General features: G+C 40.1%; 19 protein-coding genes. 7 read left to right on the top strand and 12 right to left on the bottom strand.

Annotation, left to right across the window (positions count from 1 at the left end):
- The first annotated feature begins 25 nt into the window (after positions 1-25).
- Positions 26-1,381 (top strand): FAD-dependent oxidoreductase, encoded by a 1,356-nt coding sequence (locus NU887_RS04380; protein WP_258422143.1) that lies wholly within the window; start codon positions 26-28, stop codon positions 1,379-1,381.
- 541 nt (positions 1,382-1,922) lie between these two features.
- Here the strand turns inward: NU887_RS04380 and NU887_RS04375 are convergent.
- Entirely contained in the window at positions 1,923-3,701 is a 1,779-nt protein-coding gene (locus NU887_RS04375; protein WP_258422142.1) for a chloride channel protein, read from the bottom strand.
- Between the two features lie 40 nt (positions 3,702-3,741).
- Entirely contained in the window at positions 3,742-4,626 is an 885-nt protein-coding gene (locus NU887_RS04370; RefSeq protein ID WP_258422141.1) for a M28 family peptidase, read from the bottom strand.
- A gap of 97 nt (positions 4,627-4,723) precedes the next feature.
- Between NU887_RS04370 and NU887_RS04365 the strand changes: the two genes are divergently transcribed.
- Positions 4,724-5,713, top strand: a complete 990-nt coding sequence (locus tag NU887_RS04365) for an NTPase (RefSeq protein ID WP_258422140.1) — start codon at positions 4,724-4,726, stop codon at positions 5,711-5,713.
- Positions 5,714-5,994: 281 nt separating this feature from the next.
- On the opposite strand, the gene yjjX is transcribed toward NU887_RS04365, so the two are convergent.
- The gene (gene yjjX, locus NU887_RS04360; protein WP_258422487.1) at positions 5,995-6,564 is read right to left on the bottom strand and encodes an inosine/xanthosine triphosphatase; all 570 of its coding nucleotides are present in this window, start codon (positions 6,562-6,564) and stop codon (positions 5,995-5,997) included.
- Positions 6,565-6,630: 66 nt separating this feature from the next.
- Complete coding sequence (locus NU887_RS04355; protein ID WP_258422139.1) at positions 6,631-7,338, bottom strand: YebC/PmpR family DNA-binding transcriptional regulator; 708 nt, start codon at positions 7,336-7,338, stop codon at positions 6,631-6,633.
- 152 nt (positions 7,339-7,490) lie between these two features.
- Between NU887_RS04355 and NU887_RS04350 the strand changes: the two genes are divergently transcribed.
- A complete protein-coding gene (locus NU887_RS04350; protein ID WP_258422138.1) occupies positions 7,491-8,834 on the top strand; it encodes an NAD(P)/FAD-dependent oxidoreductase in 1,344 nt (447 codons plus the stop codon).
- A 108-nt stretch (positions 8,835-8,942) separates the two neighbouring features.
- Entirely contained in the window at positions 8,943-9,842 is a 900-nt protein-coding gene (locus tag NU887_RS04345) for a hypothetical protein (protein WP_258422137.1), read from the top strand.
- Positions 9,843-9,885: 43 nt separating this feature from the next.
- On the opposite strand, the gene NU887_RS04340 is transcribed toward NU887_RS04345, so the two are convergent.
- Entirely contained in the window at positions 9,886-10,326 is a 441-nt protein-coding gene (locus NU887_RS04340; RefSeq protein WP_258422136.1) for a gamma-glutamylcyclotransferase, read from the bottom strand.
- Positions 10,327-10,496: 170 nt separating this feature from the next.
- Here NU887_RS04340 and NU887_RS04335 point away from each other — a divergent pair, with 170 nt between their 5' ends.
- Positions 10,497-10,958 (top strand): DUF4890 domain-containing protein, encoded by a 462-nt coding sequence (locus NU887_RS04335; protein ID WP_258422135.1) that lies wholly within the window; start codon positions 10,497-10,499, stop codon positions 10,956-10,958.
- Positions 10,959-11,028: 70 nt separating this feature from the next.
- Here the strand turns inward: NU887_RS04335 and NU887_RS04330 are convergent, their stop codons facing one another.
- The 7 genes from NU887_RS04330 to mutY all read right to left on the bottom strand — a co-directional run bounded on the left by NU887_RS04330 (position 11,029) and on the right by mutY (position 21,642).
- A complete protein-coding gene (locus NU887_RS04330) occupies positions 11,029-11,517 on the bottom strand; it encodes a lipocalin-like domain-containing protein (RefSeq protein WP_258422134.1) in 489 nt (162 codons plus the stop codon).
- 26 nt (positions 11,518-11,543) lie between these two features.
- Positions 11,544-12,023: a lipocalin family protein gene (locus NU887_RS04325; RefSeq protein ID WP_258422133.1), complete on the bottom strand. Its 480-nt coding sequence runs from the start codon at positions 12,021-12,023 to the stop codon at positions 11,544-11,546.
- A 265-nt stretch (positions 12,024-12,288) separates the two neighbouring features.
- On the bottom strand, positions 12,289-13,761 hold the full coding sequence (locus NU887_RS04320; protein WP_258422132.1) for a glutamate synthase subunit beta: 1,473 nt from the start codon (positions 13,759-13,761) through the stop codon (positions 12,289-12,291).
- 1 nt (position 13,762) lies between these two features.
- Entirely contained in the window at positions 13,763-18,253 is a 4,491-nt protein-coding gene (gene gltB / locus NU887_RS04315) for a glutamate synthase large subunit (RefSeq protein WP_258422131.1), read from the bottom strand.
- A gap of 405 nt (positions 18,254-18,658) precedes the next feature.
- The gene (gene gldE / locus NU887_RS04310; RefSeq protein ID WP_258422130.1) at positions 18,659-20,008 is read right to left on the bottom strand and encodes a gliding motility-associated protein GldE; all 1,350 of its coding nucleotides are present in this window, start codon (positions 20,006-20,008) and stop codon (positions 18,659-18,661) included.
- A 63-nt stretch (positions 20,009-20,071) separates the two neighbouring features.
- Positions 20,072-20,515 carry a single-stranded DNA-binding protein gene (locus NU887_RS04305; RefSeq protein ID WP_258422129.1) on the bottom strand — a complete coding sequence of 148 codons (444 nt, stop codon included), beginning with the start codon at positions 20,513-20,515 and terminating at the stop codon, positions 20,072-20,074.
- Between the two features lie 38 nt (positions 20,516-20,553).
- Entirely contained in the window at positions 20,554-21,642 is a 1,089-nt protein-coding gene (mutY, locus tag NU887_RS04300; RefSeq protein ID WP_258422128.1) for an A/G-specific adenine glycosylase, read from the bottom strand.
- 154 nt (positions 21,643-21,796) lie between these two features.
- Between mutY and NU887_RS04295 the strand changes: the two genes are divergently transcribed.
- Together NU887_RS04295 and NU887_RS04290 are read left to right on the top strand one after the other, a co-directional pair.
- Complete coding sequence (locus tag NU887_RS04295) at positions 21,797-22,105, top strand: HU family DNA-binding protein (protein ID WP_241124871.1); 309 nt, start codon at positions 21,797-21,799, stop codon at positions 22,103-22,105.
- 20 nt (positions 22,106-22,125) lie between these two features.
- The gene (locus NU887_RS04290) at positions 22,126-22,944 is read left to right on the top strand and encodes a tetratricopeptide repeat protein (RefSeq protein WP_258422127.1); all 819 of its coding nucleotides are present in this window, start codon (positions 22,126-22,128) and stop codon (positions 22,942-22,944) included.
- Positions 22,945-23,026 lie beyond the last annotated feature (82 nt).

The following is a 23,026-nucleotide window of genomic DNA, read 5'->3' as shown; positions in this document are numbered from 1 at the left end:
TCGGGCAATCAGTTACTCTCAAACCATGAAAAAAAATGAAATCAGCATCCTTGGTTCCGGACTTATCGGATCATTGTTGAGCATATATATGAAAAAAAGAGGTCTTGACGTAAACGTTTACGAGAAAAGACCCGACAACCGTAAAGGTCAATACCAAGAAGAAGGCAGATCCATCAATATGGCACTGAGCGACAGGGGATGGAATGCCCTTGAAAAAGCAGGCTTAAAGGAAAAGGTGTTGACTTTGACTATCCCCATGTATGGACGCAAGATCCATGATGAACACGGAAAAACCAGTTTCATTCCCTATGGAAAAGAGGGGCAAGCCATTTATTCTATTTCCCGTGGCAGATTCAATCAATTGCTGGTAGACGAAGCCGAAAAACTTGGAGTCAATATGTTTTTTGGACATAAGGTGGAGGATGTGGATTTGAGGACCAATGAATTGACCATAACTGATGCAAATGGAAGTCAAGAAAAAATCTTTTCCAATGTAATCATCGGTTCAGATGGCGCATATTCGGCCCTCCGAAATGCTATGCTGAAGCAAGTCCGCTTCAATTACAAACAAGAATATATCACCCACGGCTACAAGGAACTCAGCATTCCTCCCACGGAGGATGGTGAATTTGCGATGGATCCCAACGCCCTCCATATTTGGCCTAGAGGCAGTTTTATGCTGATAGCCCTTCCAAATCCCAATAAATCATTTACCTGTACACTATTTTTGCCTTTTGACGGCGAGCGTGTCTGTTTTGAAAATATCAGGGATGAAAAAGATGTGACAAGCATTTTTGAAACCTACTTTGATGATGCGTATAAGATTATGCCTAATCTGAAAGAAGAATATTTCAAAAACCCTACTTCCGCCCTCATCAACATTGAATGCTATCCTTGGATGCTCAAAAGCGCTCTTTTGATCGGGGACGCTTCCCATGCCATGGTTCCTTTTTATGGTCAAGGGATGAATTGTGGATTTGAGGATTGCTTCATTTTGGATGAGTTGGTGGAAAAGTTCGGGACCAATGCATGGGAGTTGGTATTTGCCAAATTCCAGAAAAAGAGAAAAAAGGACACTGATGCGATTTGTCAGCTTGCGATGGAAAATTTCGAGGAAATGAGAAATGAGGTGTCTGATCCGAAATTCCTGATCAGAAAAAAAATCGAAGCCAAACTGCATAGCCTGTATCCTAAGGATTGGATTCCGCTCTACACCATGGTGACTTTTTCCAATATGCCCTACTCAGAGGCATATGCTCAAGGGAAGCTACAGGAAAAAATCATGGACAAGGTCATGTCAAGCCCATTGATTTCCCAAAATTGGGATAAATTGGATTACGAAGATATCCTTTACCAAATGGACAAAGCGAAAGCTGTATAAAAGAAATAGCTGCTTCGAAAGGAGCAGCTATTTTTTTGCCTTTTTGGTTTATTGCCTTCTGCAAAAATTTTTACTTTGAATGTCATTCCAATTCTACATTAAGAATTGTATTCAGCATGTTAAATTTGTATATTTTTTATAAATTTCTTGATTATCCAAACAGAAAATTTCAAAATGAATTTTTAGTATTTTGTCATAACTTTTTTGTTGACAAGTGTTGGCAATATTTTTTGATAATTTCAGTTTTGGGATAGCCGGATTCATCGGAAAAGTCACCGCCAATTCTACAGTAAAATCTTCAAAAACTTCGAAATCAGCATGTAAAGACATATCTGAAAATGCAAGGCTTTTTTATCCACATTTTCGAATACTTTTCCACAATACTCGAAAAAACTAGTATAACCCATTGAAAATCAATGAATTAACTCCTTTCACTTTTACATGATTTTGTGGATAATTCACTGTAAATGAGAAATTTACAAAATCATTGTATTTTTTTGGGGTTGATAATCAGGTAAAAAAATAGCGAAAGTAATCCCGATCATTCTTGATTTTGGCGGATCAATTTCTTTCTATAGGCATGAAAAATTCTTGCTTTGGAGATAAATCCGATGTATTTGCCCGAGTCTGTAACAGGGAGGTTCCAGGCTCCTGATTTTTCGAACTTATCCATTACATTTTGCATATTTTCGTTACTGTTTATCACTTCAGGGGGAGAATGCATCAGTTGCTTGACCTTCAGCGTTTTCTGACTTTCTGAGTCAAACATAAGCTCCCTGATATCATCCAAAGTCACTATTCCATTCAGGTCGCCGTACTCATTCACTACTGGAAAAATGTTTCTTCTCGAAAGTTTTACCAATTCGCATAGGTCACCAAGACTTGCTTCCGGCGAAACAGGCAACAGATCATTTTCCATTATTTTTTTAATGTCCATGAGTTCCAGTACCTCCTCATCCTTGGTGGAAGGAAGAAAGGTACCTTTTGCGATCAGTTGCTTTTTGTAAAGTGAATCCTTGTCAAAGTAGGTGGTAGTGACAAAAGAAATGGAGGAAACAAGCATCAACGGAATCAAAAGTTCATACCCACCTGTCAACTCTGCGATCAAAAATATAGCCGAAAGCGGAGAGTGCTGCACCCCGCTCATCACCGCACACATGCCGACCAATGTAAATGAAGCCAATGGAAGTTCAATCGGCAGGTTCAAAAGGTTGGCAGAATAAGCGAATAGAAAACCTGCAATTCCACCTACAAACAAAGAAGGAGCAAAAACACCACCACTTCCTCCTGTACCGATTGTGATGGCAGATGCAATGGGCTTGATCAAAATGATCATTGATAAGAAGAGAATAATAAAATATGGATTATCAATTTCTGAGAAAAATGGACTCTTCGAAAGGATATTATTGGGCTGGCCGGAGACAAGATGATTGAGGGTATCATATCCTTCCCCATAAATAGGAGGGAAAATAAATAGGATCAGCCCCAAAAATGCTCCGCCATAGAGAAGTTTTAAAAATGGTTCATCGAATTTATCCAAATATCCCTCTGTACTTAAGATGGTCCTACTAAAGTATAACGAAACAAAACCGGTAAAAACAGCCAAGCCAAAGTAATATGGTACATGAGAGGCCACAAATTCTTCGGATATCGAAAAGTTGAACATACTCTCATTACCCTGTAAAAGAATTGAGGTGAGAGCTCCGGTAACCGAAGCTATCAATAGGGGAATAAAGCTGCCGATACTTACTTCCATAAGTATAACTTCAATTGCAAATATTACCGCACCGATAGGAGCCCCGAAGATTGCGGATATCGCTCCGGCTGCGCCACATCCAATCAAAAGGGTTCTTTTTTTGGCATTTAGGTGCATCAATACTCCAATATTTGAACCAATTGCAGATCCCGTAACAACGATTGGCGCTTCCAGTCCCACTGAACCTCCAAACCCAACCGTCAGTGCAGAAGTAATTACCCGGCTGTACATTTTGACCCTCGGGATTAAACTTCCTTTTTTGGAAATGATATGCAGGATATCGGGGATTCCATGCCCACCCTTGTCTTTGAGGACGTAGGTGCCTATGAGGTAAGCAAGAGAAATTCCGATGATAGGATAAACGATATAGAAAAAATTGGCATATTCCTCATAAAAACTGTTGGTGAGAAAGTGCTGTATTGCATGTACCAAGCCTTTGAGAATCACTGCAGCCACGCCGGAAACTATGCCGATTACCCCACTTACGATTAAAACAAAGTTTTTTGTACTGAGGTGGCGGATCCTCCAAATTAAAAATCGTGTTATGTAATCAGTTTTTGCCAATCCTATCTATTGATTTTCAATTAAATGTATCCATTTCATTTTATTCTTTATTCAAGTTTCGGTCAAAAGCAATGATAATATCCAAAATCAATTCAACTGTTCCAATATAAAATTCCGGCTGAATCCTTTCAAATGTATCAGTCACTTTGTGATAATCTTCATGGTCTTCTACACCAAAGTAAATGAAAGGGATCCTGTTTTTGTGAAATTGGGAATGGTCCGATGCATTGGTCCAATCAGCTTTTTGACCGGGAACATCATGTCCAAATAATAATTTTGGAAACCGTCCTTCCGCAACATTTTCTATTATAGGCTTCAGTTGGGGATAATGGTAAGTCCCTACAGCATATATTTCGCCGTCAACATTTCTGCTGATCATATCCATGTTGATATTCAGAACAGTCTGTTCAATTGGAAAAGGGAAATCATCCACCAAAGCTTTTGCTCCCTGATGACCCATTTCTTCAGCATCCAAAGCGACAAATAACATAGAGTGGTTAGGTCGGTTTTTGGAAAAGTACTCGGCTAATGCCAATACAGCACCTGTTCCCGAGGCATTGTCATCGGCGCCGTTGAATATTTGTTCCCCATTCTTACCAATATGGTCATAATGGGCCATAATAACAATTAGCTTCTCTGTTTCTTTGCCTCCAACGAAGCCAACAATATTGGCAGCATTCTCATAAAGCTTGCCTTCTCTGTTGTTTTGAAAATCAAAATATTGGATAAAATCAGGATACTGAGATTTCAGTCCCAATTCCCTGAACCTCTCCTGAATGTACTTCCTGGCTTTCAAACTGCCCTCTGAGAGTGGTTTTCTCCCACCGAGTTCATCGGAAGAAAGGTATTCAATGTCATTGAGCAATTTGCTTTGGTCGATTTTTTGTGCTCTCAATCCCAATGGGGCTATGAGAAAAAATAACATCAAAAATTTCAATAAATTAAGCATATGTCTTTTTAAATTGGTCCGTTATGTATATTCGTAAAAATAGTAAGATATAATCGCTCGAATCTTAACACCTATGAAATATCTTTTTGCCTTGCTGATGGTTTTTGCTTTTGTAAGACCAAGTATGGCTCAAAATGCCCTTCCTGAAACCTTTTTGGATGGGAAATCCATTGTTCTTATTTCAAATTCACCCCAAGCCCGACCTTCCTTTTCTTGGGAAACATTGGCAAATGAAATCCATCCGGCTTTGGTATTAGCCGGTGGAGATCCGGTAGCCTATTATGAATTAGAAGATGTTGCGATTTCTGAAGAGGTACAGGCAGGTTTTGCTGCCATGTTTTCCAAAAGGATGATTTCTTCTATCGTGATCCTTACCCGTAAAGCTAATGGAAACACAGTGTTGAACATTGGACCTTTTACCAATAATAAAAACATGATCCCTACCAACGGTATGTGGAGTATGGAAGCAAAGGAAATAGGTCAGATGAAGGAGTCTTTGGCCGCAATTGGCCTAAATATTAAATCCAAAAACCTGATGGTTTTGGAAGTTCCGGAGTTTCCGTCAGGCGCTAATGCCACGGCATCCGCTGCCCAAAGATACCTTAATAGAAATCCACTGAACCTTGATGTTTTCAAGTTGGGAATTCCATTATCTGGAGCTGCAGGCGAAAGTGGTTACTTAAATACATTTAGATATGACCTTTTGGGAAAATCCGAGGAGAGTATACTTGCGGAGCAGAATGAGGAAAGGAATGGTTTGCAGGCGATTTTCACACAACTGTATCCTCATCAAGGGGAGTTTCTCAGCAGTCCCAGGACCGATGCAGACTTGATCAAAGACAAGGTACAGTTTGTCCTGATGAGGATAGAAGCAAGAGAAAGTGACCTGATGCAGAATATGGGTTTACCCACAGATAGTCTTACTGATGGAGACAGGATTGTGGTCAAATATTACATCCGATTCTTGGTAAGAAATGAATTATATATCGGTCCTGTATGGGACGCAGACCCTGATTGGAGGGTTTCATTGGGCAATTTTCTAAATAACCTGAAAATAAAATGAGCCCTTCGAAGGGCTCTTTAAAAATTACAGATGACTGTAGTGGTGACCAAACACTCTCTGCTATTTATCTATTTGACTTGAAATTCTTCGGTTGATTGGATTCAAGTTTTTATTTTTTAAATCTGTAAGTCTTTTTGGCAAATTTAATTGTGCAACAATTTTATCCTTTTTCAATAAACTCAAGAGAAGTTTATGTGTACAAGAGTAAAACTTTTTAACAAATCTAGTCGTAATCATTTCCTAAATCCAATTGAAAAAATCTATCAGACATTTAGGAAATTTTAATATAAATCTTCTTTTACAAAAGGTATCAAAGCCAAAATAACTGCCTGTTGGTAATAATTTTTCCTATCAAGCGCCCCTTTTGTCAAAATACCCACTGCACCATCATTTTCCTTGGAATTTTCCCTGTTGAAAAAAGCATCATCAGCTGCTCCAAGTTCCATCCCGCTATCTACCATATCGGCAATGGCTTTTGGAAGGAAGAATATGGAAGTTTTTGCTTTACCTATTTTTCCATTCCTATCCAAGACCACAACCCATGCAAAAGCAGCCATTTCTCCCTGGAATTTTTCCACTCCACCTTCAATACCTACCCAAAAATCTGCCTCTGGAAACACTGCTTTAGAATTTTTTGCACGGTTAAATGCCCCTTTGTAAGTCTGTTCATCGCCTACTGGCTGTGCTTCCACATCTGAGCTTACATTTAACCCTTCTACGAGATAAGTTCCTTCAAATACTTGGTGAAAACCACTATTGGTGCAATTGATTTTAACTGGATTTCTACTTCCTACAATTACTAAATTCTGCCTTTGTTGATCTTGGATATTCTTTCTTTTTGGAAAACTCATTGGTCCAGTCATGGATGATCAGCGGTAAAGATTAAAATTATGTGAATTGGTGGTGAAGGTATAGTTTTAAGCAACGTTGGTAAATACTTGGTTGACATCATCGTCTTCCTCAAGTCTTTCTATCATTTTGTTTATTTCCTCTTCCTGTTCTTCGGTGAGGTCGACAGTGGTGGAGGGGAACCATTGGAAGTCTGCGTTGATTACTTCAATATGCTTGTCTTCAAGTGCTTTTTGCATTTTTCCAAAATCCTCAAATTCTGTGTATGCAAAAATTTCACCCTCATTTTCAGCAATTTCTTCTAATCCATGGTCGATCAGTTCGAGCTCCAACTCTTCTATGTCAAGGTCTTTTTGTGCAAATCGGAAAACCGCCTTTTTTGTAAACATAAAGCTGACTGAACCTGATGTCCCTAATGATCCTCCTGATTTGGTGAAATAACTTCTGATATTGGCTACAGTCCTGTTGATATTGTCTGTGGAGGTTTCGATGATTACAGCTACGCCATAGGGTCCATAACCTTCATAGACAATCTCTTCATAGTTTTTTTCATCCTTGTTGGAAGCTCTTTTGATAGCAGCCTCGATCCTATCCTTTGGCATCGAAGCGCCTTTTGCGTTTTGGATGACGGTTCGGAGCTTTGTGTTATTTGCCGGATCCGGACCGCCTGCTTTGACGGCCATTACAATTTCTTTTCCAAGGCGGGTAAATACCTTGGACATCTGGCTCCAACGTTTAAATTTTCTTTCTTTCCTAAATTCAAATGCTCTTCCCATTGCTGATCTGTTCTAAAAGGTGGGTAAAATTAATAAATCTTTTTAAAGTGCCTAAAACAAAGAAAACCAATGCCAACAAATCTTCTTAGAACGGTAATCCTAAGTCAAAATTTAATAGATTTACTGATATTTTGAATCCAATAACTTTTATCATGAGCCAATCTGAAAACCTGCCCATTCCCAATATTCCACAACCGAAACATAAAAGGATTGTAATCGTCGGAGCTGGATTTGCCGGACTTAAAATCGCCCAAAAGCTTGCCCATACCGATTATCAGATAGTGTTGTTTGATAAAAACAATTATCACCAATTCCAACCCTTGCTTTATCAGGTCGCGACGGCGGCACTTTCACCAAGTGCTGTTTCATTTCCCCTGAGAAGGATTTTTCACAAAATAGATAATGTGGTCTTTAGAATGGCAGTAGTGAGGGAAATAGATAAAGAAAAGAAAACCATCTATACCAACCTGGGAACAATACAATATGACTATTTAGTCTTGTCTCAAGGTGCCAATACCAATTATTTCGGCAACCAGAATATCCAAAAATTCTGTGCTCCCATGAAGTCCACTTCTGAGGCTTTATATATCCGAAATAAAATCATCTCCAACTATGAGCGAGCGGTCAATATTGCTGATGAAGATGAACGAAAGCCGATCATGAATGTCGTCATTGTGGGCGGCGGGGCCACAGGGGTGGAGCTTGCGGGATCTATAGCGGAATTGAGAAATAAAGTCCTACCCAAAGACTATCCCCAGTTATCCTTTAAAAACATGCGTGTCATCCTTGTCGAGTCCGGTGGTTCTTTGCTCAGTGGTTTGACGCCAAAATCCAGGGAAAAAGCACTTCAATACCTTCAGGAGCTCGGTGTAGAAGTCATGCTCAATACGCGGGTTGAGGATTACGATGGGTTTATTGTTAAACTTCTTGACAAAGAACCAATCAAAACCTTGACTTTACTTTGGGCCGCCGGCATAAAAGCCAATTCGCTTATTGGTGTTGAAGACGATCAAAAAGCGCCAAATGGGAGATTGTTGGTCGACGAATTCAATAGGATGGTCAATGAACAAGACATTTATGTAGTTGGCGACCAATGTGTGCAGAAGGAAGAAAAATTTCCAAATGGACATCCTCAAGTAGCGCAGGTAGCGATACAGCAAGCTGCCAATCTTGCCAAAAACTTCAAAAATGAACTGAAAGGCAAACCTTGGATACCATTTAAATACAATGACCTTGGATCCATGGCAACGATAGGTAAAAAGATGGCCGTGGTGGACTTGCCATTTGTGAGTTTTCAAGGGTCCTTTGCTTGGCTGGTATGGCTGTTTGTCCATCTGATGGCAATCTTGGGAGTTAAAAACAAGCTTATGGTTTTCCTTACTTGGTCTTGGAAATACCTCTCTTTTGACCCAAGCCTGAGGCTTTTGATCAGGCCCCGTTATGTCAAGGAATTTAAAAGACAATGGATGCTTGAAGAAAAGGATTATGAAGATTGATGGCAGAATAAAATGCTTTTCTTTTTTCCCAATACCAAATCATTTTCACCGAAGCTGATTCGGTCTTCCTTTTTGATGGTTATATTTAAAACATAAAACCTCTTTTTTATGAGAAACATACTTATCCTAGCCGCAATCCTTATCGGTGCAAGTTTCAATAACCCGACAGTAGGCCAATCAGCCAAAAAAAGAATCCAACCGGGTAGAATGTATAATTCTCAGGATACGCTTTTTTCGCCGACATATGGATTTACTTCCCAGGTACCTGTGGGATGGGTAGGAACCTTGCCGCGGGAAACTGAGGTTTTTTTATTGACCACCGGCAATGGAGGTTTTGGCGAAATTTATGTCTTTGGTAGGGCCGCAGTAGACCTTCAACAGCTTTCTGAGCTATGGAAGGAAGGGGTGGATGTCACAGATAAGTTAAGATTGAAAGCCATTGATCCAAAAATTTCAGATCAGATATTGCAGTCTGAAGTTGTAGCGGATGGGAATTATGTACAAAGACAATCAAGGGCCTTTGCTGCAACCAAATGTGGAAATCAGGGCACCTGTATCACTGTATTAGCAGTAGGGTCTGAGGAATCTTATGACAATGTTTCGAAAGCGGCCCTGCAATTATTACAGAAAGGTACTTTTGAACGCCCTTCTTTTGAGTCTCCCTATGAGAATTTTGACTGGAAGGAATTTCTTTCCAACAAACTGATGATTACCTATGATGAAGTTTTGGGAGGTGCAAGGCAAACACAGATCAACCTTTGCGAAAACGGAACCTTTTCTGCCAATGTCAAAAAAAGAGGCATCATGAGGAATGTCAATCCAGAATATAAAAACAGAATGAGGGGAAGTTGGACAGTAGAAGGTAAAGGTCCTGAAGCGATATTGAACCTTACTTTTGACAAAAAGGGATTGAGTCCGTTGACTGTTCCACTTACACTAAAGGATGAAGAACTTTTTGTCGGCGACGAGCGGTATTATGCAAGTGAGGCCACGGGATGTAAAAAGTGATATTTTTTTGGTAAGTTATCCTCGGATTTGAATCTTCTGAAAATCAGATTTTTCCGACCCTATTGATGATTTGGGCAAGATAGGAATCAGGTATTCCTGACTCTTTGCCTCCTTTGAGAATCACCTTCCAATATTCTTCTTTAGGGAATAGGTCTTCCTGAGTGTTTTTGGATATAAAAACAAAAGCATTGATTTTTCCATTCTTTTTAAAAATCTCTTTTTCAACAAAATCATATCCAGGTTCGGAGGTCAAGAAATATGCTTTATCCTCATTTTGGATTTTGTAAATTAGGCCATAAACGGATTCATTTTCACTGTTTACAATATTAGCCCTTGCTGATCCATCCGGATTAGGATGGTTGAAGCGAAATCCATGATGCGGCAAAACACCGATACCGATTTTTAATGGGTTGGTATGCAATCTTCCTTCCAAGGTGCTTGAATCCAGGTTGCTGGCATACCCGAAATAATAGAAACTTCCCATTTCCCAATTTAAGATTTGTTAACAGTATTTTCCAAAAACCGGATTAAACCATCAGACCTAACCTAAGTCTAATCTTCAAATTCACAGCTTAGAGATTCCAATGATTTGTCCGGGAAATCGAAATTTCTAAGATTATCCTTTTAATAAAATTCTAAAAACAAAATAAAGACATGAAAAAGCTATTGATGATTGCAGCAATATTCACCTTGACATTTGCAGGGGCATTTGCCCAAAGAGGACAGGGTGGACCTCGAGGTGGACAGCAAAAAGAATCGTTGACCCCCGAACAGAGGGCCGAAAAGATTACCACGAAAATGACAGAAGAGTTGGGACTTTCTGAAGATCAAAAACAAAAGATCTACCAAATCAATCTCGAAAATGCCCAGAAAAGAGAAGCACAGAGAGCGGCGATGGAGGAGGAAAGAAAAGCAAAAAGAACAGAGATGCAGGCTCAAAACCAGTTTCAAAATGAACAGATTGAGGCTATTTTGACTCCTGAACAAAAAACCAAGTGGGAGGAAGTCAAAAAAGAAAACCGAAAAGAAATTCGAGAACGTAGTGGAAGCGGAAGAGGTCACCGTGGAGGCAAAGGTTCATCAGGAGGAAAAGGCAGCTCCGGAAGCAATATTTAAAACAGATTGATTGGGTTTATTTGTAGAAAAAAGCAGGCCAATGGTCTGCTTTTTCTGGTTTATTCATTGTCTACTTGCGGAAATAAGTGATTGGACCCGAGCAAAGTTCATTGGGTGCGCATTTATAATCAAGCACCAATTGTGACTTCCTTTCTTTTAGGGCTATGGTGTATTCTCTTTCTATGTTCCAGTCCGATCCGATAAGGTTATCCGGTGCTGTATACCATACCGTACTCCCTTCAGGAAGCGTCAAAAATTGGTCTCCTGTAAGAGTCAAAACATTTCCTATTAACCGGTATGTCCCGTTTGTGATTGAATTATACCCAAGGTCCATGTTGTTATCTTGCTGTCGGGCCGTACTTCTGTTTTCAAAAGTTCCATCCTCCTTGAATTCATAGGTATCGACATAAAACAGTTGTGACTCTTGTTGATATCTAATCAATTCCCAAGTTCCATGCAGATCTTGGAGACTAAAATTCTTGTCATCTTTTTCGATAAGATTACAAGAAAAAGTAATGAATAGGATTGAGATTAAGGCTAGTTTGGAAAATATTCTCATGAATTTGAGGTTTTATTTTAACTTAATTATTTGCGATAAAAAGTGATTGGACCGGTGCACTGAGCAAAGGGAGGGCATGGAAAATCCAACACCAATTGAGACTTTCTTTCTTTTAGAGATATTGTTATTTCTGTTTCCCTGTTCCAGTCTCCTCCGACAAGTTTATCCATTCCAGTATACCAAACCGTACTTTCTTCAGGAATTGTTAAAAACTCTTTTTCTTCAAGAGATAGCTTATTCCCTGCCAATGAATACGTTCCGCTAGTGAGAGAATTATATCCAAAATCAATGTTGGAATCCTGTTGTCGTGCGGTCACCCTATGTTCAAATGTGCCGTCTTCATTGAATTCATATGCCTGAACTAAGAAGAGTTCTGATTCCTCCCAATAGGAACTCAGTTCCCATGTTCCATGAAGATTTTCTTGGCTAAAATCGTTGTCATCCATATTACAGGAAAATGTAAAACAGAGGATAGTAGCTATAACAAGTGAAGATGATAATTTCATAGGTTTTAAAAGTTATGGTTTTTTGTAAGGACGTAGTCAATTAAAAGGATGTCCTGATTGAAGTTCATTTTTTTGAAAATGCTTATATAGAGTGGTTTGCAAGATGGCATCATTGAGTTTTTACCAAAATTTTTAAATGTAAAAAACCAAAAAGAGCAGGCCACCGACCTGCTCTTTCTGATTAGATTGCTAAAAAATCATAACAATCACAAACTAAACTTATTATCACGCTTACTCTTATTTTAGGCTTATTGCTTCCTTTTATTCAATAATGGATGTGTTGCTCCACCTCATAATATCCCTCGTCTTTTCTTGGCAATGCCGAACTTCCTTGAAGGAATTCATCTACTTTGAATGCTGCTTCACGGCCTTCGGAAATCGCCCAAACCACCAAAGATTGGCCTCTTCTCATGTCTCCTGCGAGGAATACTTTTTTGTTTGTGCTTTGATAGTCTTTCGATTTTGGTAGTGAATTGTCAAAGGTTTGTACACCAAAAGCTTCCAATAATCCATTCTGAGCAGGTCCGGCATAGCCGATTGCGATAAATGCCAGGTCGCATGGAATGGTCCTGCTTGTGCCAGGAATTTCCACAAACTGCATCCTGCCGTTTTGCTCTTTCCATTCCAGATCTACCAATACCAACCCTGTGACTTCTCCTTTTTCATTGCCGACAAACTCCTTTGTCAACACAGAAAATACCCGATCTGCACCTTCTTCGTGAGAACTTGAGGTCTTCAAAGTCATAGGCCATTCCGGCCAGGGATTGAGTACAGTCCTTTGTTTTGGAGGTTTGGGCAGCAATTCCAATTGGGTGATGCTCGCAGCTCCATGCCTGTTGGAAGTACCGATACAGTCACTTCCCGTATCCCCACCGCCAATGACCAATACATGCTTTCCTTCAGCAGAAATCGGATTTGAAAGAATTTCTCCTGCGATGACTTGATTTTGTTTTCCGAGAAATTCCATAGCAAAATGGACTCCTTTTAGATCGGATCCTTTGATTTTCAGTTCACGAGGCTGCTGTGCCCCGGTGGATAAAACCACAGCATCAAAGTTTCTCAAAATGTTTTCCGCTTTGATATTGAAACCCACTTCAGTTCCGGTACTGAAAATTACTCCTTCTTTTTCCATGATCTCGACTCTACGGTCAATGACCCATTTCTCTAGCTTGAAATCAGGAATGCCATATCTCAACAATCCACCCACTTTTTTGTCTTTTTCAAAAAGTGTGACTTCATGTCCAGCCTGATTGAGTTGGTCGGCGGCTGCCAAACCTGCAGGGCCCGAACCGATCACTGCCACTTTGAAACCTGTTTTCACTGTCGGCATTTTTGGTTTCACAAAACCAAGCTCATAGGCTTTTTCTGCGATGTTTTTCTCGATAAGTTCGATTGCAACAGGATCTTTGTTGATACCAAGTACACAAGAACCCTCACAGGGTGCAGGACAGATTCTTCCTGTAAATTCTGGAAAGTTATTTGTACTTCTCAAAATCTGGAAGGCTTCTTCCCATTCATTCCTATATACTGCATCATTGAAATCTGGGATAATATTTCCCAAAGGACATCCCTGATGACAAAAAGGTATTCCGCAATCCATGCATCGAGCAGCCTGATGATTAAGTTTTTCCCCATCAAAAGGCTTGTATATTTCTTTGTAGTCGTGAATCCTTTCTTCCGGTTTTCTGGTTTCCGGAAGTTCTCTTTTGAATAAAATAAATCCCTCTTTAGCTCCCATCTTACACCAATGTTGTTGATTTTTCCAATGCTTTCTTTCTTAATACTTCTTTGTAGTCTCTAGGAATCACTTTGATGAAACGTTCCCTGTGATCATCCCAATTGCCGAGATATTCATCAGCCAATTGGCTATTGGTTAAGGATAAGTGTTTGTTTAGCTGTTCCTTGATAGTTACAAAATCGTCTTCATTAAGCGGGTCCAAATCCACCATTTCCTGATTGATCAGGTGGATATAATCCTTGAGGATGTATGCGATACCGCCACTCATACCTGCACCAAAGTTTCTTCCGATTTCACCGAGATTGATTACGAGACCGCCTGTCATGTATTCACAGCCATGGTCTCCTATCCCTTCGATTACGGCCTTTACTCCGGAGTTTCTTACACAGAACCTTTCGCCTCCTTTTCCATTAATAAATGCCTCACCGGATGTCGCTCCATAAAAAGCAACATTGCCGATAATGATATTTTCATGGGCTAGGAAATTGGCATTACGGCTAGGATAAACGATCAATTTTCCTCCCGAAAGTCCTTTTCCAAAGTAATCGTTGGATTCTCCTTCAAGTTCAAAAGTGACCCCTTTGGTAAGGAATCCGCCGAATGTCTGTCCTGCTGATCCTGAGAAATTGAAATGGATGGTATCTTCTGGTAATCCGGGACTTCCATAAATTTTGGAAATTTCATTGGAGAGCATGGCACCAACTGTTCTGTCTATGTTGTTGATCTTGAAGGTTCCCGTCACAGGACTTGCCTGTTCCAAAGCAGGGATCGACGCTTCTATCAATTTTCTGTCCAACACATTTTTCAGGTCAAATTCCTGATCAATTTGCTTGTGGATACCGACATGGTCAGGTACTTCTACTTTATGGAAAATCGGACTTAAATCTATCTTGTCCCATTTCCAGTGGTTCATGTGTCCGGTTGCTTTCAGGACATCACTTTGTCCGACCATTTCCGAGACACTGCTGAATCCAAGCGAAGCCATGATTTCTCTCAGATCTTGGGCCAAGAACATAAAGTAATTGACGACGTGGTCAGGATTACCGGTAAATAATTTCCTCAATTCCGGATCTTGGGTTGCAACTCCGACAGGGCAAGTGTTCAGATGGCATTTACGCATCATGATACAGCCTTCCACTACCAATGCTCCAGTAGAAATACCCCATTCCTCAGCCCCCAACAAGGTCGCAATGGCTATATCCCTTCCCGTTCTCAATTGTCCGTCCGTCTGCAATACCACACGGCTACGTAAATTATTTTTGACTAAAGTCTGATGGGCCTCAGACAATCCAAGTTCCCAGGGCAACCCTGCGTGACGGATCGAACTCAATGGTGAAGCCCCAGTACCACCATCGGCCCCTGAAATCAGAATGACGTCTGACATCGCTTTGGCCACACCTGCAGCTACGGTTCCAACGCCTGCTTGAGAAACAAGCTTGACATTGATTCTGGCTTTTCTGTTTGCATTTTTGAGGTCAAAAATCAGCTGAGCCAAATCCTCGATAGAATAGATATCATGGTGCGGAGGTGGCGAAATCAAGCCAACCCCAGGAGTTGAGTGTCTTACCCTTCCGATCCAGTCATCGACTTTATGTCCGGGAAGCTGTCCACCTTCTCCCGGTTTTGCACCTTGGGCCATTTTGATCTGAAGCTCTGCGGCATTGGTCAAGTAATTACTTGTGACGCCAAATCTCCCTGAGGCTACCTGCTTGATGGCAGACCTTTCCCAATCACCGTTTTCTTTTTTCTCAAATCGGATTTCATCTTCTCCACCTTCCCCGCTGTTGCTTTTGGCTCCGATCCTATTCATAGCGATAGCCAAAGTGGAATGGGCTTCATGTGAAATCGATCCGAATGACATTGCGCCAGTTGCAAATCGCTTTAGGATGGATTCAACAGGTTCTACTTCATCTATAGGAATTGAAATCCTTTTCTTAAATTCAAATAACCCTCTAAGGGTCAACGCATCTTTGGTCTGCTCATTGATTTTCTGGGCAAATTTCCTGTACATCCCATAATCATTCAGCTTGGTTGACTTCTGTAACAAGTGGATAGTTTCAGGATTGAACATGTGCTTTTCTCCCCTTCTTTTCCACTGGTACACGCCCCCGGTTTCCAAAATCGGGCTTTCGGTTTCATAAGCAGCATGGTGACGGATGAGGACTTCTTCCGCCAATTCATCAAACGAAATTCCTGAAATCCTGCTAACTGTTCCTTTAAAGCACCTGTCAATAACTTCAGGTCCAAGGCCGATGGCTTCAAAAATCTGCGAACCCTGGTAAGACTGTAAAGTACTGATCCCCATTTTAGAAAGGACTTTCAAAAGTCCACTTCCAACCGCTTTCTGGAAATTATAGAAAAGCTGGTTTTGGGGAATATCTTTCGCAAAGGCTCCTTTTTCATTCAGATGAATCAATGATTCGAGAGCTAAGTACGGGTTAATCGCTGAAGCACCATAGCCGATCACTGTTGCAAAATGGTGTGTTTCGCGGATGTCTCCGGCTTCCACCACCAAACCTGCACGGGTTCTGAGTTTCTTTTTTACCAAGTGGTGGTGTACAGCGCCTATTGCAAGCAAAGTTGGAATTGGCGCTTTGGAATCAGTACTGTTGCGGTCAGAAATAATGATGATATTTTTACCCGCATATATCGCACCTTCAGCTTCTTTGCAAAGCTGATTCAATGCTTCTAACAATCTACCGGGTTGGTGATCAGTTTCAAAATGGGCATATAAAGTCACCGTTCGGTATCCCTGATCCTCAAGGTGTTTGATTTTCTCCAAATCCTCATTGAGCAAAACTGGCTGCGAAATGTGGATCTGTCTAGTATGTCGGGGACTCTCGGCGAGTATATTGTGGCTTTCTCCGATCCTTGTAAACAAAGACATGACCAACCTTTCTCTGATCGGATCGATCGGCGGGTTACTGACTTGGGCAAATAATTGCTTGAAGTAATTGGAGATATGCTGACTTTGTTTTGAAAGCACTGCCAAAGGCGTATCGGCTCCCATTGAACCCACAGCCTCATATCCTGCTTCACCCATTGGAGTTAAGATTACTTTCAGTTCCTCAGAGGTATAACCAAATATAGTCTGTCGTTTTTTGATTTCATCCGTGGTATAAGGATACTCCAATTTAACCGGATCCGGCATCATTCTGAGTTTTAGACGCTCTTCTCTTACCCAAGCTTCATAAGGTTTGTTGTCGCAGACAGTGGATTTGATTTCATCATCAAAAGAAATTTTTCCTTTTTCCAAGTCTGCCCAGAGCATTCTACCGGGACTGATTCTTCCTTTTTCCTTGATGGTAGCTTCACGGATTGGCAAAGCACCGGCTTCTGAAGAAAGAATCAACCTGTCATCATTGGTGATAAAATACCGGAGAGGTCTCAGACCGTTTCTGTCCAAAGTCGCTCCAAGAGATTTTCCATCCGTAAACAATAGCGCTGCCGGCCCATCCCAAGGTTCCATCAATGAAGCATGGAATTTATAGAATGCCTTGCGGTCTTTGTCCATCATTTGATTGTCCTGCCAAGCCTCAGGCACCATCATCATCATCACATGGGGAAGGGTTCTACCGCTCAAAGTCAGCAATTCCACCATGGCATCAAGGTTGGCACTATCCGAATTTTTCTTATTGGTGATAGGCATCAACTTTGAAAGTTCATCGTCGCTGAAGAAGATTGAGCGCATCAAAGTCTCTTTAGACTTCATCTTATTGAGGTTTCCCCGAATGGTGTTTATCTCCCCATTGTGGGAGAGGTATCTGAATGGTTGTGCCAATCTCCAGTTTGGGAAAGTATTGGTCGAAAACCTAGAATGGACGATTGCCAATCCGGAAGTAATGTTTTTGTTTTGGAGGTCTTTGTAAAATGGAAGGACTTGGTCCGTTCTCAACTGACCTTTATAGATCAATGTAAATGCAGAAAAACTTGCAAAATAAAATGCTGAATTGACTCCGGGAATAGAAAGATTGATTGTCTTCGAGGAATAATTTCTCAGAACATATAGTTTTCGCTCCAGGTCTAATCCCTTGAGCCCGTTTTTGTGAGTGACAAAAACCATCTCAATATTTGGCATCACATCTAAAGCACCTGAACCCGGTACGGTTTCATCTACAGGTACATTCCTATATCCGATAAGGTTGAAACCCAATTCATCTATGATTTGGTTAAGCTGCTCTTTGGATTTTTTGTAAAGCTGTCTGTTTTTTGGGAAAAAGGTCATGCCGACACCATAGCTTCCCTGTTCAGGCAATTGAAAACCTGCTCTTGCTGTTACTTCTCTGAGAAAAGAATGGGGGATTTGTATTAAAATGCCTGCCCCATCTCCTGTTTTTGGATCACTTCCCCGACCGCCTCTATGTTCCATGTTGCTTAGCATGAAGAGCGCATCACTGATTGTCTCATGGCTTTTTGTCCCCTTGACATTCACTACAGCTCCTATACCGCAGGAATCATGTTCGAATTCCTCATGATAAAGTCCGTTATTCATTATAATCAGGTTTAATAGGTTTAAGAAATAGTTGCGAATATTACAAAAAATTTTGTATTTTTTAAAATTGAGGCAACGAAACGGGCTTTATAATACATAGTTTGTACTTAAATGAAGCATTGTTTACACTTTGCAAAAATTATAATTTGATAAAAAATTAAATCTTATTTTTCTAAAATAACAAAAATTATCCGGAAGTAAGTGTCTTTTTTACCCCAAATCTCAAAAAATTCAGGAGATATTTGGAATTTTGGTTAATTTCCAAAAAAGTGAAATTTTTTTTAAATTTTTTATATCGTAAAAAATAGAAGTGAATCCAGTAAAAATCATGGAATGGTTAATGTGAAGAATAAAAATAAATGTTTATAAAATTTATCAGAATAATATTCTGTTAAAAAAATTACATTAATCTACATTGTGACCACCATTCTCCTTTTCATTGCCAAGAATCCTGACTTTCACCTTCTTTATCTTTTTGGTGTCCACTGCCAAGATGGTAAATTCAAATTGTTCAAAGGTTATCTTAGTACCGTTTTTGGGAAAACTCGAATTGATTTCCAACAAGAGCCCACCCAAAGATTCGCTTTCTCCTTTGACTTCATCAAACATCTGTTGGTCCAATTCCAGTTTTTTGCAGAAGTCGTTTAATGAAATTTTTCCTTCGAAAATAAATGTGGAAGGGTCAATTTCTTTGAAATAATAATCCTCTACATCATCAAATTCATCATTGATTTCGCCTATGATTTCTTCAATTAGGTCTTCCAAAGTCACTAGCCCGGAAGTTCCCCCATATTCGTCTACGACAATAGCCATGTGGACTCGTTTCTTCTGAAAATCCTTCAGAAGGGTATCCACTTTTTTGTTTTCAGGTACAAAAAAGCCTTTGCGTATCAATGCATGCCATTCAAAATTTTCATCCTGATCGATGTGGGGAAGTAGGTCTTTGATGTAAAGAATCCCTTCTACATTGTCAATCGTCTCCCTGTAAACAGGAATTCTAGAATAGCCGCTTTTGTTGATTCTATCCATCAATTCATGGAAATCCATATCGATTTCAATGGCTGTGATGTCCATTCTCGACTGCATCACTTGTTTGACCGATAATGTCCCAAAGTTTACGATACCCTTTAAGATGTCTTTTTCTTCATCAGATGTGTCTTCTGTGGTGATTTCCAGAGCCTGATTAAGTTCATCCACTGACAAAGAATATCCTTTCCTGACGATTCTTTTTTCGACAACGTTGCTGATTGCCATCAAAAAGGCAGATACCGGACGCAGCACAACTGAAAAAAAGTGAATGTAGGGGGCCATCATGAGAGAAAACTCTATTTTGGCTTTGGTGGCATAAACTTTTGGAACGATTTCTCCGAAAAAAACAATGGCAAACGTTACACCGATCGTCTGTACCAAGATGATGATTATTCCGGTAGCATTAGAACCAAAAAACTTCCATGCGACAAAAGTTGTCAAGGTCACGATTCCGATATTGATAAGATTGTTGAGAATCAGGATCGTGCTTAGAAGTTTTTTGGGGGATTCAACAAGAAGAATCGCTTTGGTAGCTCTTGGATCTGCTTTCTCGTCAAAAGATGCGATATCATCCGAATTCAAAGAAAAAAATGCCACCTCTGAGCCTGAAACCAACCCTGAGGCGATTAAAAGCAAAATAAAAGTCAATGAATTAAACAAAATGTAACCGGCTGAAACCTCGACGATTTCAGCCAGTAATATAAGACTCGGGTAGGGGTCGTCCATTAATTCCAGAATATGATCAATGCAAAATTAATCAAATACTCAGAAATTTTTCAACAATTTGATTTAGAAGGGTAAATCATCATCTTCCATTGGAGGTTCGCTCACTGCGGAAGGCTGATTGGAGGCGGAGTTTGAAGTATAACTTGGTGGGCTGGAAGGTGCACCACTGCCTTCAGGTTTGCCTCCGAGCATAGTAAAACTCAACACCCTGATTTTAGTTCTTTTTCTGTTTTGACCTTGGTCGTCCTGCCATGTATCGGATTTGATTTTTCCTTCTACAAACAGCTGCATTCCTTTTTTGAGGTACTGCTCTGCAATACGTGCCTGCCCATCCCAAAGCTCCAAATCATGCCATTCCGTATTTTCAACTCGGTTTCCTGACTTGTCTTTGTAGGCCTCTGTGGTCGCAAGCCTCAGATTGGCTACCACTTTATCCCCCTCCAAATGCTTTACTTCAGGATCTGCTCCTAAGTTGCCTACCAATATTACTTTGTTTACTCCGGCCATATTGTTGTTTGTTTATATTGTTAACGAAAACTTTGTCTTTAATTTAATGATAATTTTTGGTCGTCCAAAAACTTCACTATCAATCTCGGTTTTCCCAAGTCCTCCAGTTTTTCGAAGTCTATTAGTTGAAATCCCTTTTTGTCAGCCCATTCCTTTAAAATAGACCTGTACTCCTTTTGGACAATGACTGTGGCAAAGTTGGCGAAAATTCTTTGATGGGTAAGGATGTGTTTATACCACTTTTCTGATTCATTGACATAGATTGTCATGAAACCTTGAATTTCTTTCAAAAAGCCGATTTGTCTTTCACTTTCATTTTGACTCGATAGCTCATCCATTGGAAAATCATGTAACCCCTGCCAAATATCTCCTTCCCCTCTCCTGCGTACCACTACTTCATTTTCACATAGGATAAAAGCATACCTGAAATACCGTTCCTTGATTTTCAGCTTTTTGATTTTGACAGGTAGCGAATGTACTAAATCATTATTGAATGCAAAGCAACCAGCTTTCATGGGGCATTGATCGCAGTTTGGGTTTTTTGGGACACATTGCAAAGCCCCGAATTCCATGATGGCTTGGTTAAATTCTGCAGGTTTGTCTTTTGGAATTATTGCATTTGCCAAGGCTTCAAACTCTTTTTTCCCTGTGTTACTTGCAATATCGGTGGCAATACCAAAATACCTTGCCAAAACCCTAAACACGTTTCCATCCACTACCGCAACAGGTTCATTGAAAGCAAAAGATGCAATTGCCGCAGCGGTATAGCTACCTATTCCCTTCAATTGAAGTAGAGATTGATAGGAGTCAGGAAATATGCCTGAGTGGAAATCCCGGATGTCTTGGGCACAGCGGTGGAGGTTACGTGCCCTGCTGTAATATCCCAAGCCCTGCCAAAGTCTCATTACCATTTCCTCTGAAGAATTTGCCAAATCTTCCACATTTGGAAAATTTTCCAAAAATTTTTCAAAATAAGGCAGGCCTTGGGCCACTCTTGTTTGTTGGAGAATAATTTCAGACAACCAAATGATATATGGGTTATTGGTGTTTCTCCATGGCAAATCACGCTTGTTATGGGGGTACCACTCTAATAAAGTATGGACAAACGGATCAGAAATCAAAATCAAAGCATTTAAGGTGTTAAGACAATGTTAAACATTTCAATCTAATTTTGGACATTTTGTTTTTATATTGGAATGCTTCCTTTAAATTTGCAGTCCCAAAAATAGTTGGTTAATAGGTCGTTAAGCTTATTCCGTAATAAATTAAATTCATTAAACAGTGACTAAAGCAGAAGTAATCACCAAGATTTCGGACAAAACCGGAATCCAAAAAGACGATGTTACTCAGACAATTGAGGCATTCTTCAAAGTGGTAAAAGATTCCATGGCGGAGGGAGATAATATTTACGTAAGAGGCTTTGGCAGCTTTGTAAATAAAAAGAGAGCTAAAAAAATTGCTCGAAACATCTCCAAAAACACAGCGATCGTGATCGATGAGCATTTTGTTCCATCTTTCAAACCTTCTAAAGTGTTTATTGAAAAAATTAAAAACAGTAAAAAAATCAAAGAACTAGCACCTCAGGATTAATCCTGAGTGCTTTTTTCCTTATGAAAAAATCCCAAATTCTAGTTCTAATCCTTGGGGTAGCGACGATCGGTATACTGTATTCTCTTCCACGTGTGGTTGTAGACAATGAAGAGGGCAGTACCCAGATCACCGAAGATCAGCCTTCTTCTGCCCAAAAGGCCGAAGAATTGCATGATGCGCCCATGGAAGCTGAGGACAGGGAAGTTTTGAGTGGATTATTGAAAAATTTCGATACCCAGGAAAATAAGGAAAAAATTGCAGCATTGTCTGATCAAATCGCATCGATTTATATCAAAGCAGGAAAATTTGACAGTGCGGCTTACACGCTTGATAGGGCTGCAGTAAAACTAGAAACACCTCAAAGTTGGGAAAAAGCAGGGGCTGCCTATTATGAAGCCTACACTTTTGCCTTAGATCAAGAAAAAGTTTCTCTTCTTGCAGAAAAAACCCGTACTTACCTTACCAAAGTTTTGGAGCAAGATCCAAAAAGACTGGACCTGAAAACAAAAATGGCGATGACTTACGTATCTTCAGCCAACCCGATGCAAGGTATCACCATGCTGAGGGAAGTATTGGAGGAGGATCCGACCAATGAGGATGGACTCTTCAACATGGGAGTTTTGTCGATGCAGTCCGGTCAGTACAAAAGAGCTGCAGAAAGGTTTGAAGAATTGGTAAAACACCACCCTGAAAATGTACAGGGGCAATTTTATCTAGGCGTAAGCTACTTCGAATCAAAGCAAAACAACAAAGCAAAACAGCAATTCGAGTTGGTTCAAAGCATGAGCAAAGAACCTATGGTTTTGGCAAGTGTGGAGGGTTACCTTGAGAGGTTATAAATTATTATTCAACTTTAAATCCTTAAAATTATGCCTTGCGGTAAAAAAAGAAAAAGACACAAAATCGCTACGCACAAGCGTA

It is taken from the genome of Aquiflexum gelatinilyticum (assembly GCF_024741135.1).
Lineage (GTDB): Bacteria > Bacteroidota > Bacteroidia > Cytophagales > Cyclobacteriaceae > Cognataquiflexum > Cognataquiflexum gelatinilyticum.
Note: the sequence above shows the minus strand (reverse complement) of the source record. Positions and strands in the feature narration are given on the sequence as shown.